Source organism: Streptomyces sp. NBC_00370 (assembly GCF_036084755.1).
In the GTDB taxonomy this organism is placed as follows: Bacteria; Actinomycetota; Actinomycetes; order Streptomycetales; family Streptomycetaceae; genus Streptomyces.
The window spans coordinates 1879335-1893663 of the sequence record NZ_CP107968.1 but is presented as its reverse complement, the minus strand read 5'-3'; the positions used below and the strand labels follow the sequence as shown (position 1 = coordinate 1893663).

Here is a 14329-nt window from a genome sequence, read left to right as displayed (position 1 = left end):
TTGTCGGCCTTACGGTGCGTCGGACGCTCGACGGGTCAGCTGTCGTCCTCGTCCAGCCAGCCCTTGGTGCGGTCGACCGCCTTGAGCCAGTTCTTGTATTCGTGGTCGCGCCGCGCGGCGTCCATGTCGGGCGTCCACTCGGCGGCCCTGCGCCAGTTGGCGCGCAGCGCGTCGGTGTCGGGCCAGAAGCCCACGGCGAGCCCCGCCGCGTAGGCGGCGCCGAGACAGGTCGTCTCGGCGACCATCGGGCGGACCACCGGCGCGTCCAGGACGTTGGCCAGCGTCTGCATCAGCAGATTGTTCGCCGTCATACCGCCGTCGACCTTCAGCGACGTCAGCTCGACCTTGGAGTCCTTGGTCATGGCGTCGCTGATCTCGCGGGTCTGCCAGGCCGTGGCCTCCAGGACCGCGCGGGCGATGTGCGCCTTGGTGACGTAGCCGGTCAGACCGGCGATCACCCCACGCGCGCCCGAGTCCCAGTGCGGGGCGAAGAGACCGGAGAAGGCGGGGACGAAGTACGCGCCGCCGTTGTCCTCCACGGAGGAGGCCAGCGTCTCGATCTCGGGGGCCGAGTTGATCAGGCCCATCTGGTCGCGCATCCACTGCACAAGCGCGCCGGTGACGGCGATGGAGCCCTCCAGCGCGTACACGGCGGGCTGGTCACCGATGCGGTAACCGACCGTGGTCAGCAGGCCGTTGTACGAGTTGATCGGCTTGTTGGCGGTGTTCATCAGCATGAACGTGCCGGTGCCGTAGGTGGACTTGGCCTCGCCCTCGGCGAAGCAGGTCTGGCCGAACAGGGCCGCCTGCTGGTCACCGAGCGCCGAGGCGACCGGAATCCCGTCCAGGGGGCCGCCCTTGGCCGTTCCGTACACCTCGGAGGAGGAGCGGATCTCCGGCAGCATCGCGGTCGGGACGCCGATGGAGTTGCAGATCTTCGGGTCCCACTGGAGCGTGTCGAGGCGCATCAGCATCGTGCGGGACGCGTTGGTCACGTCGGTGACGTGGACGCCGCCGTCGACTCCGCCGGTCAGGTTCCAGATGACCCAGGAGTCCATGGTGCCGAAGAGGATGTCGCCGCTCTCCGCGCGCTCGCGCAGCCCCTCGACGTTGTCGAGCAGCCAGCGGGCCTTCGGGCCGGCGAAGTAGGTCGCGAGCGGCAGTCCCGTGTCGCGCCTGAACCGGTCCTGGCCGACGTTGCGGCCCAGTTCCCTGACCAGACCGCTGGTCCTGGTGTCCTGCCAGACGATGGCGTTGTGCACGGGCTCACCGGTGTTCTTGTCCCAGAGCATGGTGGTCTCGCGCTGGTTGGTGATCCCGATCGCCAGGACGTCGGCCTTGGTGATGCCGGCCTTCTCGATGGCGTTCGCGACCACTTCCTGGACGTTGGTCCAGATCTCCTTGGCGTCGTGCTCCACCCAGCCGGGCTTGGGGAATATCTGCTCGTGCTCCTTCTGGTCGACGGCGACGATGCGCCCGTCGACGTCGAAGACGATGCAGCGGCTGGACGTCGTGCCCTGGTCGATGGCCGCGATGAACGGCCCGGTTCCGTGGGAGGAAGTCCCGGTTGCGTTGTCGTCACTCACGGTGTCTGCTCCTGGTCCGTCGGGATGGTGGGGGTGGCCGGCCGGGCGATCACATGAAGCAGGCCCGGTAGAAGCCGGCCGCCAGCGCCGCGCCGGCGAACGGCCCGATCACCGGAACCCATGCGTAGGTCCAGTCGGAGCCGCCCTTGTTGGGCAGCGGCAGGATCGCGTGGATGATGCGGGGGCCGAGGTCTCGGGCCGGGTTGATGGCGTATCCGGTCGGCCCACCGAGGGAGAGACCGATACCCACCACGACGAACGACGTGATCAGGATGCCGATGGGACCGAGCCCGTCGCCCTTCTGGTTCAGGCCCTGGGTCAGGACCGCGATGACCAGGACGAACGTGGCGATGATCTCGGTCAGGACGTTCTGCCAGTAGTTCCGCACCTCAGGACCCGTGGAGAAGATACCCAGCACGGGACCCGCCTTGGGAGCGGTCTTCTGGTCGACCAGACCCTCCACCTCGGGCTGCGCCGCCAGCACCTCGGGGTCGCGGAGGTGGGCGTAGAACTGGCCCAGGTAGGCCAGGTACACCAGTACGGCGCCGATCATCGCGCCGAGCAGCTCGGAGCCGATGTAGAGAAGGACGTCGCCCCACTTGATGCTGCCCTGAATGGCCAGACCGATCGTCAGCGCCGGGTTGAGGGACGCGGCCGATTTCGGTGCGGAGAGATACGCGCCGACCATGACCGCGAAACCCCAGCCGAGGCTGATCGCGACCCAGCCCGCGCCGGAGGCCTTGGACCGCCTGAGCACGACGCCGGCGACCACGCCGCCACCGAGCAGGATCAGGGCGGCGGTACCCGCGGTCTCGCCTAGGAAAATGTCGAGATTGGACACCCGAAGACTCCTTCGTCCAGGGGAAGGCGGACCTCCGGCTCGTACCGGTGGCCCGCGCCCTCGGTGAGGGCATTTCGGCCCTTGGCGTTGTCACGACCGCTGGCTCGTCCACCGAAAAGCGTTCGACAATGCCGACCGTCTTACGGCAGTCTCATCCTCGGGTCGTGACGCGGTCAAGGGTTCCGGGGCCGAAACCTTGTTCAAGTCAGATCATCCGGCAAATGACTCAAAACCGCCCGGCGCCGACATCTCGGGACACCGACCTGGCGCACTCGCGGACCGCCGCGATCAGCTCGGGGCGCGGCTCGCCCGACTCGCAGAGCCGTTCGACCGCACCGGTGACGGCGATCGCTCCCACCGGCATACGGCGCCTGTCGTGGACGGGCGCGGCCACGGCGGCGACGCCTTCCCAGGTCTCCTCGACGTCCGACGCCCAGCCGCGCGCGCGGGTCAGTTCGAGAATTTTCTCGAACTCGGCCAGACCGGTGACGGTCCGCGTCGTGAACGCCGTCCGCTCACCCTGGACGGCCTCGTTGTGGGCCACCGGGTCGTACGCCGACAGCACCTTGCCCAGCGCCGTCGAGTGCAGCGGCTGCATCGCCCCCACTTCGAGCACCTGCCGGCTGTCGTCCGGGCGGAAGACATGGTGGACGATCAGCACCCCCTCCAGGTGCGCCACGCCCAGATGGACGCTCTCGCCGGACGACCTCGCCAGGTCGTCCGTCCAGACCAGGGCGCGCGAGCGCAGCTCGTGGACGTCCAGATAGCTGTTGCCGAGCCGCAGCAGCTCGGCCCCCAGCTGGTATCTGCCCGAAGGCCCGTCCTGCTCCACGAAGCCCTCGGCCTGGAGGGTGCGGAGGATGCCGTGGGCCGTGCCCTTGGCCAGGCCGAGTGAGGAAGCGATGTCGGAGAGGCCGAGCCTGCGCTCGCCGCCCGCGAGGAGCCGCAGGATCGCGGCCGCCCGCTCCAGCGACTGGATCGTCTTCGCCATGGCACGGACCTCCAAAACGGGATTCGACAATGCTGAACACTATCGGCCGATGCCGACCTGCGCCCCGCCAAGCGGGGGGCGGTCCCGGCCCCCGGGGCGGAATGCCGGACCGTAAGGGGGCACGCCCCGCTACGCTGGCGGGGTGCCCCTTCCGCCGGGAAGGCGCAAAGCCGACAGCCGTCGCAACCCGGGAGTACATACATGGCCTCGTCGCCAACCCCAGCCCCCGCTACTGACAGCCGTACCCGCATCGAAGCCCTGCGCGAGGCCTTCGCCACCCGAGTGGTGGTGGCCGACGGCGCGATGGGCACGATGCTCCAGGCGCAGGACCCCACCCTGGAGGACTTCCAGGACCTGGAAGGCTGCAACGAGATCCTCAACGTGACACGCCCGGACATCGTCCGCTCCGTGCACCAGGAGTACTTCGCTGTCGGCGTCGACTGCGTCGAGACCAACACCTTCGGCGCGAACTTCGCCGCGCTGGGGGAGTACGACATCCCCGAGCGGGTCTTCGAACTCTCCGAGGCCGGCGCCAGGATCGCCCGCGAGGTGGCCGACGAGTTCACGGCTTCCAGCGGACGCCAGCGCTGGGTGCTCGGCTCCATGGGCCCCGGCACCAAGCTGCCCACCCTGGGCCACGCCCCGTACGTCAAGCTGCGCGACGCCTACCAGCAGAACGCCGAAGGCATGATCGCCGGCGGCGCCGACGCGCTGCTCGTCGAGACCACCCAGGACCTGCTCCAGACCAAGGCCGCCGTCCTCGGCGCCCGCCGCGCCCTGGAGACCACCGGCGCCAACCTCCCGATCATCTGCTCCGTGACGGTCGAGACGACCGGCACGATGCTGCTCGGCTCCGAGATCGGCGCGGCGCTGACGGCCCTGGAGCCGCTGGGCATCGACATGATCGGCCTGAACTGCGCCACCGGGCCCGCCGAGATGAGCGAGCACCTGCGCTATCTGGCCCGGCACTCCCGGATCCCGCTCTCCTGCATGCCCAACGCCGGCCTGCCCGTCCTCGGCAAGAACGGCGCCCACTACCCGCTGCAGCCCGCCGAACTGGCCGACGCCCAGGAGACCTTCGTCGGCGAGTACGGCCTCTCGCTGGTCGGCGGCTGCTGCGGCACCACCCCCGAGCATCTGCGCCAGGTGGTCGAGCGGGTGCGCGACGTGCCCCGTACGGAGCGCGAGCCGCACCCCGAGCCGGGCGCCGCCTCGCTCTACCAGACGGTGCCGTTCCGCCAGGACGCGTCCTTCCTCGCCATCGGCGAGCGCACCAACGCCAACGGCTCGAAGAAGTTCCGCGAGGCCATGCTGGACGGCCGCTGGGACGACTGCGTCGAGATGGCGCGCGGTCAGATCCGGGAGGGCGCGCATCTGCTGGACCTGTGCGTCGACTACGTCGGCCGCGACGGTGTCGCCGACATGGCCGAGCTGGCCGGCCGGTTCGCCACGGCCTCCACGCTGCCCATCGTGCTGGACTCCACCGAGCTGCCCGTCCTCCGGGCGGGCCTGGAGAAGCTGGGCGGCCGGGCCGTCATCAACTCCGTCAACTACGAGGACGGCGACGGCCCCGAGTCCCGCTTCACCAAGGTCACCCAGCTCGCCGTCGAGCACGGCGCCGCGCTGATCGCGCTGACCATCGACGAGGAGGGCCAGGCCCGTACCCCCGAGCACAAGGTCGCCATCGCCGAGCGGCTGATCGGCGAGCTGACCGGCACCTACGGCGTGCACGAGTCGGACATCCTCATCGACACCCTGACCTTCACCATCTGCACCGGCCAGGAGGAGTCCCGCAAGGACGGCATCGCCACGATCGAGGCGATCCGCCGGCTCAAGGAACGGCACCCCGACGTCCAGACCACGCTGGGCCTCTCCAACATCTCCTTCGGCCTCAACCCGGCCGCCCGTATCGTCCTCAACTCCGTCTTCCTCGACGAGTGCGTCAAGGCCGGGCTCGACTCCGCGATCGTGCACGCCTCGAAGATCCTGCCCATCGCGCGGCTGGAGGAGGAGCAGGTCAAGGTCGCCCTCGACCTGATCTACGATCGCCGCGAAGAGGGCTACGACCCGCTGCAGAAGCTCATGGAGCTGTTCGAGGGCGTCAACACCAAGTCGATGAAGGACGGCAGGGCCGAGGAACTGCGCGCCCTGCCGCTCAACGAGCGCCTGGAGCGGCGCATCATCGACGGCGAGAAGAACGGCCTGGAGGAGGACCTCGCCGCCGCCCTGGCCGAGCGTCCCGCGCTGGAGATCGTCAACGACACCCTGCTGAACGGGATGAAGGTCGTCGGCGAGCTGTTCGGCTCCGGCCAGATGCAGCTGCCGTTCGTGCTCCAGTCCGCCGAGGTGATGAAGACCGCGGTCGCCTACCTGGAACCGCACATGGAGAAGACGGACGACGACGGTAAGGGCACCATCGTGCTCGCGACCGTACGCGGCGACGTCCACGACATCGGCAAGAACCTCGTGGACATCATCCTCTCCAACAACGGCTACACCGTGGTCAATCTGGGCATCAAGCAGCCCGTCTCCGCGATCCTGGAAGCCGCCGAGGAGCATAAGGCGGATGTCATCGGCATGTCGGGTCTGCTGGTGAAGTCGACCGTGATCATGAAGGAGAACCTGGAAGAGCTGAACCAGCGCAAGATGGCGGCCGACTTCCCCGTCATCCTCGGTGGCGCCGCGCTCACCCGGGCCTATGTCGAGCAGGACCTGCACGAGATCTACGAGGGCGAAGTCCGCTACGCCCGCGACGCGTTCGAAGGCCTGCGGCTGATGGACGCGCTGATCGGCGTCAAGCGCGGCGTCCCCGGCGTCACGCTCCCCGAGCTGAAGCCGCGCCGGGTCAGGGCCACCACGAACACCGTGGTCGAGGAGCGGCCCGAGGAGGGCGGCGGGCGCTCGGACGTCGCCGTCGACAACCCCGTACCCACCCCGCCGTTCTGGGGCACCCGCGTCGTCAAGGGCATCCAGCTCAAGGAGTACGCGTCCTGGCTGGACGAAGGCGCGCTGTTCAAGGGCCAGTGGGGCCTCAAGGAGGCCCGTACCGGCGACGGACCCAGCTACGAGGAACTGGTCGAGACCGAGGGCCGGCCGCATCTGCGCGGCTGGCTGGAGCGGCTGCACACCGAGAACATGCTGGAAGCCGCCGTCGTCTACGGCTACTTCCCCTGCGTCTCCAAGGGCGAGGACCTGATCCTGCTCGGTGAGGACGGCGCTGAGCGCACCCGCTTCACCTTCCCCCGCCAGCGGCGCGGCCGCAGGCTCTGCCTCGCCGACTACTTCCGCCCCGAGGAGTCGGGCGAGACGGACGTCGTCGGACTGCAGATCGTCACCGTGGGCTCGAAGATCGGCGGCACGACCGCCGAACTCTTCGAGCGCAACGCCTACCGCGACTACCTGGAGCTGCACGGGCTGTCCGTCCAGCTCGCCGAGGCGCTCGCCGAGTACTGGCACGCCAGGGTCCGCTCCGAGCTGGGCTTCGCAGGCGAGGACCCGTCCGAGGTCGAGGACATGTTCGCGCTGAAGTACCGCGGCGCGCGCTTCTCGCTCGGCTACGGCGCCTGCCCCAACCTGGAGGACCGCGCCAAGATCGCCGAGCTGCTCGAACCCGAGCGGATCGGCGTCCAGCTCTCCGAGGAGTTCCAGCTCCACCCGGAGCAGTCCACCGACGCGATCGTCATCCACCACCCCGACGCCACCTACTTCAACGCTCGGTGAACATCGGTCCGAAGACCCGGTAATCGATAAGCACGACAACCGGACAAGTCGTACACTGGTCGGCCCAGCGCAGGCCGGTCGCCTGTTCCGGCGGGACACCCCGCCGGCCAGGCGACCGGCCTTCTCGTCCCTCTTGGAGGTGTGCCGGATGACCAGTACGGTCCCCGCGTCCCTGACCCGTACGGCCGAAGGGTCCTCCCTGCAGGCTGTCCTCCTCGACATGGACGGCACCCTGGTCGACAGCGAGGGCTTCTGGTGGGACGCGGAGGTCGAGGTCTTCAAGGGCCTCGGACACGCGCTCGACGAGTCCTGGCGCGAAGTGGTGGTCGGCGGGCCCATGACCCGCAGCGCGGGCTTCCTGATCGAGGCCACCGGCGCCCGGATCACCCTCCCCGAGCTGACCGTGCTGCTCAACGAGACCTTCGAGCGGCGCATCGGGCTCGGCGTACCGCTGATGCCGGGCGCCGCACGGCTGCTCGCCGAGCTGTCGGCCCACCAGGTGCCCACCGCACTGGTCTCCGCCTCGCACCGGCGCATCGTCGACCGGGTGCTTCTCTCGCTGGGTCCCGACAACTTCGCGCTGACCGTCGCGGGCGACGACGTGGCCCGTACGAAGCCGCACCCCGACCCGTACCTGATCGCCGCCCGCGGTCTGGGGGCCGATCCCGCGCGCTGCGCCGTCGTCGAGGACACCGCGACCGGGGTGGCGGCGGCCGAGGCCGCCGGCTGCCAGGTCGTCGTCGTACCGTCCGTCGCGCCCATCGCACCCGCGGAAGGGCGCACGATCGTCGGATCGCTGGAAGAAGTCGATCTGGTATTCCTGCGCGGACTGATGACGCCCAGGCGCTGATCCGCACTGCGCGTCTCTGCATTTTGCATTCAGAAACTCATCGCATTGGCCCGTGTATTTTCCGTGACATTGAGGGACCGCTATTCACCGCGGACTCGGCACGGAGTGAGTGACGTTTATCACGCGCCATGCCGTCGACAGCCGGGACAAGACCCTGCTTCGGGTGGTGCGGAGGGGGTTTGGCTGTGCCCATGTGTCCCGATTGGTGAACCGGTGTACGAAACATGACGGCACCAGGAAATGGCACCCCGGTCGGTAGTGATCACTTAGCGTTTACGCCGCCGTTCGCACCCGGTCCTGCATTCCCCGCACCGCCGACTAATCTCGTGCCGAGTACTTCGCCGCATCACCGACGTGTCCCGACGGTCCACCAAGTCGCCGTGAACACGGGACCGATCACCCTGTATCCCGGCCCGAACGCGCAGCCCCGAACGGGTGGCACGGCGGAGTCTCCTTCACACCGCTGTATCCCAGTGCCGCATGAGGAGTACGTCCAGGATGAACCGCAAGACCTTGGTGTTGACGGCCGTTGCCGGTCTGCTCGCGCCCGTGCTGGCCGGTTGCGGTGGTGCGGAGGGCGGTTCGGGCGGTGACGCCGCCATTGTCGTGGGCACCACGGACCAGGTCGTCGCCACGAAGGAAGTGCCGGCTCCGCTGGATCCCGCTTCCACGTACGACACTTCGACGTGGAACGTCATTCGGCAGACCCTGCAGACCTTGATGGCCGTGCCGCGCGGCGGCGGTGTGCCGGTGCCCGAGGCCGCCTCCAAGTGCGCCTTCACCGACAACGAGGACGAGAGCTACCGCTGCACGCTGCGCGAGGGCCTCACCTTCAGCAACGGTGACCCGGTCACGGCCGACGATGTGAAGTTCTCCATCGAGCGCGTCGTCGACATCAACGACCCCAACGGCGCCGCCGGTCTGCTGAACAACATCGACGCCATCGACACCAACGGCGACCTTGAGGTGATCTTCCACCTCAAGACGTCCGACGCGACCTTCCCCTACAAGCTCGCGACCCCCATCGCCGGTGTCGTCAACCCCAAGCAGTACGAGGCCAAGAAGGTCCGCAAGGGCTTCGACGTCGACGGCTCGGGCCCGTACACGCTCAAGGCCGAGGTCAAGAACGACAAGGTCACGAAGATCGTGTTCACCAAGAACCCCAAGTACAAGGGTGCTCTGAAGGTGAACAACAACAAGGTGGAGCGGATCACGTTCGACGATCCCGACACCATGGGCAAGGCGCTCGACAAGGGTGACATCGGGGTCATGCTCCGCACCATGTCGCCCGAGCAGATCAAGACGATGACCGAGCACCCCAGGGACGACATCGACCTGACGGAGATGCCGGGTCTGGAAATCCGCTACCTGGCCTTCGACACCTCGGCGCCCTCGGTGAAGAACAAGGCGGTCCGGCAGGCGATCGCGTACAGCGTCGACCGCAACAAGCTCGTCAACGACGTGTACGGCACGACGGCCGAGTCGCTCTACTCGCTGATCCCCTCGGGCATCAGCGGCCACACCAACTCCTTCTTCAACCAGTACGGCGACCCGTCGCTGTCCAAGGCGCAGACCGTGCTGAGGAACGCGGGCATCAAGACCCCGGTCGAGTTCACGCTGAACTACACGACCGACCACTACGGTCCCGCCACGAAGAAGGAATTCCAGACCCTGCAGAGCCAGCTCAACGCGACCGGGCTCTTCAAGGTCCAGATCAAGGGCACCGAGTGGTCGGCCTTCCGCCCGGCCGAAGTCGCCCGCAAGTACGAGGTCTTCGGGATGGGCTGGTTCCCCGACTTCCCGGACCCGGACAACTACGTCGCGCCGTTCCTCGACAAGGGCAACTTCCTCAACAGCCCCTACGTCAGCGCCGAGACGCAGAACCTGCTCATACCGGAGTCCCGCAAGGAAGCCAACCGCGCCGACGCTTCGGACACCTTCGGCCGGATCCAGGACATCGTCGCCCGGGACGTGCCGGTCCTGCCGCTCTGGCAGGGCAAGCAGTATGTGGCGTCGCGCGACGACATCACGGGCGTCGAATGGGCCGTCAACTCCGCGGCCGAGGTGAACCTCTGGGAGCTGGGCCGGGGCAGCTCCTGACCCCTGGGCACCGCCACAGCGGACCGAAGGGCCGGCCACGAGAGTGCGACGCACTCACGAGGCCGGCCCTTCGGCATGTGCCCTCCGTGTCCTCCGCGGCCCCCGGCGGCCGGGGGAGACCGGTCACTGGGCGCCGGGGCGCACCAGACCGCTCTCGTACGCGTACACCGCCGCCTGCACCCGGTCGCGCAGGCTCAGCTTCGTGAGCACATGACCCACATGCGTCTTGACCGTCGTCTCGCTCACGAACAGATCAGCCGCGATCTCCGCGTTCGACAGACCGCGCGCCACCAGCTTGAGCACCTCGACCTCGCGCTCCGTCAGGGTGTGCAGCGTGTCGGGGACCGGATCCTCGCCGGACGGCAGATGGTCCGCGTACTTGTCGAGCAGCCGGCGCGTGATGCTCGGCGCCAGCATCGCCTCGCCCGCGGCGACCACCCTGATCGCCTGCACCAACTCGTTGGCGGGCGCGTCCTTCAGCAGGAAGCCGCTCGCCCCGGCGCGCAGCGCCTCCACCACGTACTCGTCCAGGTCGAAGGTGGTCAGCACGAGCACCTTCGCCGGGCCGTCCCGGCCGGGGCCCGTGATCTGGCGGGTCGCCTCGACGCCGTCCATCCGGGGCATCCGGATGTCCATCAGCACCACGTCGGGCTGCAACGCCCGGACCTGGTCGATGGCCTGGAGGCCGTCCCCGGCCTCGCCGACGACCGCGATGTCCTGCTCCGCCTCCAGGATCATCCGGAAGCCGGTGCGCAGCAGCGGCTGGTCATCGACCAGTAGGACGCGGACAGTCACAGGGAACTCCCATTCACTAGACCGGCCCCATTCTGCCCTGACCGCCCCGCAGGGGCTCCGTCGGGCGCGCGGCCGCTATGCCGTCTCCCGCACGGTTTCCTGCTCCGGTACGGCGGCGGCCCCCGGCACCGTGAGGGGATAAACCGGCGGTGTGCCGCCGAATTCCGGACAGAGCGCCTGATGGTCGCACCAGCCGCACAGCTTCGTCGGCCGCGGCCGCCAGTCACCCGACTTCGTGGCGGCCTGGATCGCCTCCCACAGGGCCAGCAGCTTGCGCTCCACCCGCTCCAGGTCCGCCACTTCGGGGTCGTACGTCATGACCTCGCCGCTGCCCAGGTACACCAGCTGGAGCCGGCGCGGCACCACGCCCTTCAGCCGCCAGATCACCAGGGCGTAGAACTTCATCTGGAACAGCGCCCCTTCCGCGTACTCGGGGCGGGGCGCCTTGCCCGTCTTGTAGTCGACGATCCGCACCTCGCCGGTCGGCGCCACATCGACCCGGTCGATCACCCCGCGCAGCCGCAGCCCCGACGCCAGCTCCGTCTCGACGAACAGCTCACGCTCGGCCGGTTCCAGCCGGGTCGGGTCCTCCAGCGAGAACCACCGCTCCACCAGCCGCTCGGCCTCCGCCAGCCAGCCGGACAGCCGCTCACCCTCCGCGTCCTCGGCGAACAGCTCCGCCAGCTCGGGCCGCGACTCCAGCAGCCGGTCCCACTGCCCCGGCACCATCGCCCGCGCCCGCGGCGCCGTGCGCTCCGCCGCCGGGTCGTCGAACAGCCGCTCAAGCACCGCGTGCACCAGCGTGCCGCGGGTGGCCGCCTCACTGGGCTTCTGGGGCAGCTTGTCGATGACCCGGAAGCGGTACAGCAAGGGGCACTGCATGAAGTCGCTCGCACGCGACGGCGACAGCGACGAGGGCGGCGTGCTGGTAGTCATGACGCAGACCCTAAGGCCCCGCACTGACAGCAGGGTCCTGTCCGCCGGAGAGCACCCCGCCGAATACCATCGACTACAGAGCCTCTCGCACTGCATGATCGAGATAGCGACGCTGCCGCCGACGAAGGGGACCCGTGAAAGAGGACGACGAGAGCGGCGAGAGCAGCCGGCCGGAGCCCGGCCCCGGGGGCAAGCCCCCCGGCCGGAAGCCGCCGAGGCCCGCGGATCCCGGCGGTGGGATCCTCATGGGCCGGCCCTTCGGCGTGCCCGTCTACGTCGCCCCCAGCTGGTTCCTGGTGGCCGCGCTGATCACCTGGGTCTTCGGCGGCCAGATCGACCGGATCCTGCCAGGTCTCGGCGGTGCCCGCTATCTCGTCTCGCTCTTCTTCGCCGTCGCCTTCTACGCCTCCGTACTCGTCCACGAGCTGGCCCACACCGTGGCGGCGCTGCGCTTCAAGCTTCCCGTGCGACGCATCCAGCTCCAGTTCTTCGGCGGCGTCTCGGAGATCGAGAAGGAGTCCGACACCCCGGGCCGTGAGTTCGTCCTCGCCTTCGTCGGACCGCTGCTCTCGCTCGTCCTCGCCGGGGTCTTCTACCTCGGCATGCTGACCGTGGACGCCGACACCGTCCCCGGCGTCCTGCTCGCGGGACTGATGGTCTCCAACCTGATCGTGGCCGTCTTCAACCTGCTGCCGGGACTGCCGCTCGACGGTGGCCGGATGCTGCGCGCCGTCGTCTGGAAGATCACCGGAAAGCCGATGAGCGGCACCGTGGCCGCCGCCTGGGTCGGCCGGGCGCTGGCCGTCGTCGTACTCGTCGGCCTCATCGGGCTGCCCCTGTTCACGCACGGCGGCAGCTTCAGCAGCGCGGCGGGGGACATCGGCGGTTTCGAGACGGTCACCGACGCCCTGATCGCCGCGATCCTCGCCGCGATCATCTGGACCGGCGCCGGCAACAGCCTGCGGATGGCCCGGCTGCGCGAGCACCTGCCGGAACTCCAGGCGCGCACGCTGACCAGACGCGCCGTCCCCGTCGAACCGCAGACCCCGCTCTCCGAGGCGCTGCGCCGGGCCAACGAGGCCGGGGCGCGCGCCCTCGTGGTCGTCGACGGACAGGGCGACCCGACGGGCCTGGTACGCGAGGCGGCGATCGTCGGCGTCCCCCAGCACCGCCGCCCCTGGGTGGCCGTCAGCGGTCTCTCGCAGGACCTCACCGACGACATGCGGGTCCCCGCCGAACTGGCGGGGGAGGCGCTGCTCGACCGGCTGCGGGCGGCCCCCGCCACCGAGTACCTGGTCGTCGAGGAGACCGGTGAGATCTACGGCGTCCTGTCCACGGCGGACGTGGAGCGCGCCTTCGTCGCCGCGATGGCCCGCCCCGAGCCGCACTGACCGGCGTCAGGGGACCCCGCACAAAGCCGCTAGTGTGGTCGCATGTCCGAACCGACCGGTGCCGCCCGCCGACGTGGGCCCTTCAAGGTCGGGGACCAGGTTCAGCTCACCGACCCCAAGGGACGCCACTACACCTTCACGCTCGAAGCCGGGAAGAACTTCCACACCCACAAAGGGTCCTTCCCCCACGACGAGCTGATCGGTGCTCCCGAGGGCAGTGTTGTCCGTACCACGGGAAACGTCGCCTACCTCGCGCTGCGCCCCCTGCTCCCCGACTACGTCCTGTCCATGCCCCGCGGCGCCGCCGTGGTCTACCCCAAGGACGCGGGCCAGATCCTGGCCTTCGCCGACATCTTCCCCGGCGCGCGCGTCGTCGAGGCCGGGGTGGGTTCCGGGTCGCTCAGCAGCTTCCTGCTGCGCGTCATCGGTGACGAGGGCATGCTGCACTCCTACGAGCGCCGCCAGGACTTCGCCGACATCGCCCAGCAGAACGTGGAACGCTACTTCGGCGAACCGCACCCCGCCTGGACCCTGACCGTCGGCGACCTCCAGGACAACCTGTCCGACACGGACGTGGACCGGGTCGTCCTGGACATGCTCGCGCCCTGGGAGTGCATCGAGGCCGTCTCCAAGGCACTCGTGCCCGGCGGCATCCTCTGCGCGTACGTCGCGACGACGACCCAGCTCGCCCGCACCGTCGAGACGATCAGGGAGTTCGGCACGTTCAACGAGCCGGCCGCCTGGGAGTCGATGATCCGCAACTGGCACGTCGAAGGCCTCGCCGTGCGCCCCGACCACCGGATGATCGGCCACACCGGCTTCCTGGTCACCGCGCGCCGCCTCGCCGACGGCGTGGAGCCCCCGCTGCGCCGCCGCCGGCCGTCCAAGGGCTCGTACGGCGACGACTACGAAGGACCGGGCAGCAGCAACTCCCACTAGAGCCAGGCCGACCGGCCCTGTCCGGCCGAACGCCGCACCGCCGCCGCCGAGTTCCCGAGCAGCCCACGGAACTCGGCGGCGGCGCCGTTTTGTTGGCCGTAAGCACCGCCGAAGTTTCGTACCCCGCTGTTCCGCGCCGCTGTGACGTGTGGCACGATGCTGTCTCCCTCACACCGTTGG

11 protein-coding genes are annotated in these 14329 nt (G+C 69.1%); 5 read left to right on the top strand and 6 right to left on the bottom strand.

Translation table 11 applies throughout. The annotated features are described in order from the left end of the window. Positions 1–35: 35 nt before the first annotated feature. From glpK to OHS57_RS08080, 3 genes are all read right to left on the bottom strand, one after another. Entirely contained in the window at positions 36–1586 is a 1551-nt protein-coding gene (gene glpK, locus OHS57_RS08090) for a glycerol kinase GlpK (protein WP_041991356.1), read from the bottom strand. 49 nt (positions 1587–1635) lie between these two features. Further along, the gene (locus tag OHS57_RS08085) at positions 1636–2427 is read right to left on the bottom strand and encodes an MIP/aquaporin family protein (protein ID WP_041991358.1); all 792 of its coding nucleotides are present in this window, start codon (positions 2425–2427) and stop codon (positions 1636–1638) included. A 226-nt stretch (positions 2428–2653) separates the two neighbouring features. Beyond that, positions 2654–3418 (bottom strand): IclR family transcriptional regulator, encoded by a 765-nt coding sequence (locus tag OHS57_RS08080; RefSeq protein WP_041991360.1) that lies wholly within the window; start codon positions 3416–3418, stop codon positions 2654–2656. 201 nt (positions 3419–3619) lie between these two features. On the opposite strand from OHS57_RS08080, the gene metH reads away from it, so the two are divergent. The 3 genes from metH to OHS57_RS08065 all read left to right on the top strand — a co-directional run bounded on the left by metH (position 3620) and on the right by OHS57_RS08065 (position 10088). Beyond that, complete coding sequence (gene metH, locus OHS57_RS08075; RefSeq protein WP_041991362.1) at positions 3620–7138, top strand: methionine synthase; 3519 nt, start codon at positions 3620–3622, stop codon at positions 7136–7138. A gap of 148 nt (positions 7139–7286) precedes the next feature. Beyond that, on the top strand, positions 7287–7988 hold the full coding sequence (locus OHS57_RS08070; RefSeq protein ID WP_328581504.1) for an HAD family hydrolase: 702 nt from the start codon (positions 7287–7289) through the stop codon (positions 7986–7988). Between the two features lie 498 nt (positions 7989–8486). After that, positions 8487–10088, top strand: coding sequence for an ABC transporter substrate-binding protein (locus OHS57_RS08065; RefSeq protein ID WP_328581503.1), 1602 nt, complete (start codon positions 8487–8489; stop codon positions 10086–10088). 123 nt (positions 10089–10211) lie between these two features. Here OHS57_RS08065 and OHS57_RS08060 read toward each other — a convergent pair whose 3' ends face one another. Together OHS57_RS08060 and OHS57_RS08055 are read right to left on the bottom strand one after the other, a co-directional pair. Beyond that, the gene (locus OHS57_RS08060; RefSeq protein WP_041991370.1) at positions 10212–10883 is read right to left on the bottom strand and encodes a response regulator; all 672 of its coding nucleotides are present in this window, start codon (positions 10881–10883) and stop codon (positions 10212–10214) included. 75 nt (positions 10884–10958) lie between these two features. After that, complete coding sequence (locus OHS57_RS08055; protein ID WP_328581502.1) at positions 10959–11819, bottom strand: RecB family exonuclease; 861 nt, start codon at positions 11817–11819, stop codon at positions 10959–10961. 134 nt (positions 11820–11953) lie between these two features. Between OHS57_RS08055 and OHS57_RS08050 the strand changes: the two genes are divergently transcribed. Both OHS57_RS08050 and OHS57_RS08045 read left to right on the top strand, forming a co-directional pair. Next, positions 11954–13210, top strand: a complete 1257-nt coding sequence (locus tag OHS57_RS08050; protein WP_328581501.1) for a site-2 protease family protein — start codon at positions 11954–11956, stop codon at positions 13208–13210. A 42-nt stretch (positions 13211–13252) separates the two neighbouring features. Then, positions 13253–14149: a tRNA (adenine-N1)-methyltransferase gene (locus OHS57_RS08045; RefSeq protein ID WP_041991374.1), complete on the top strand. Its 897-nt coding sequence runs from the start codon at positions 13253–13255 to the stop codon at positions 14147–14149. Here the strand turns inward: OHS57_RS08045 and OHS57_RS08040 are convergent. Beyond that, a complete protein-coding gene (locus OHS57_RS08040) occupies positions 14146–14304 on the bottom strand; it encodes a hypothetical protein (protein ID WP_328581500.1) in 159 nt (52 codons plus the stop codon). The genes OHS57_RS08045 and OHS57_RS08040 overlap by 4 nt on opposite strands. Positions 14305–14329 lie beyond the last annotated feature (25 nt).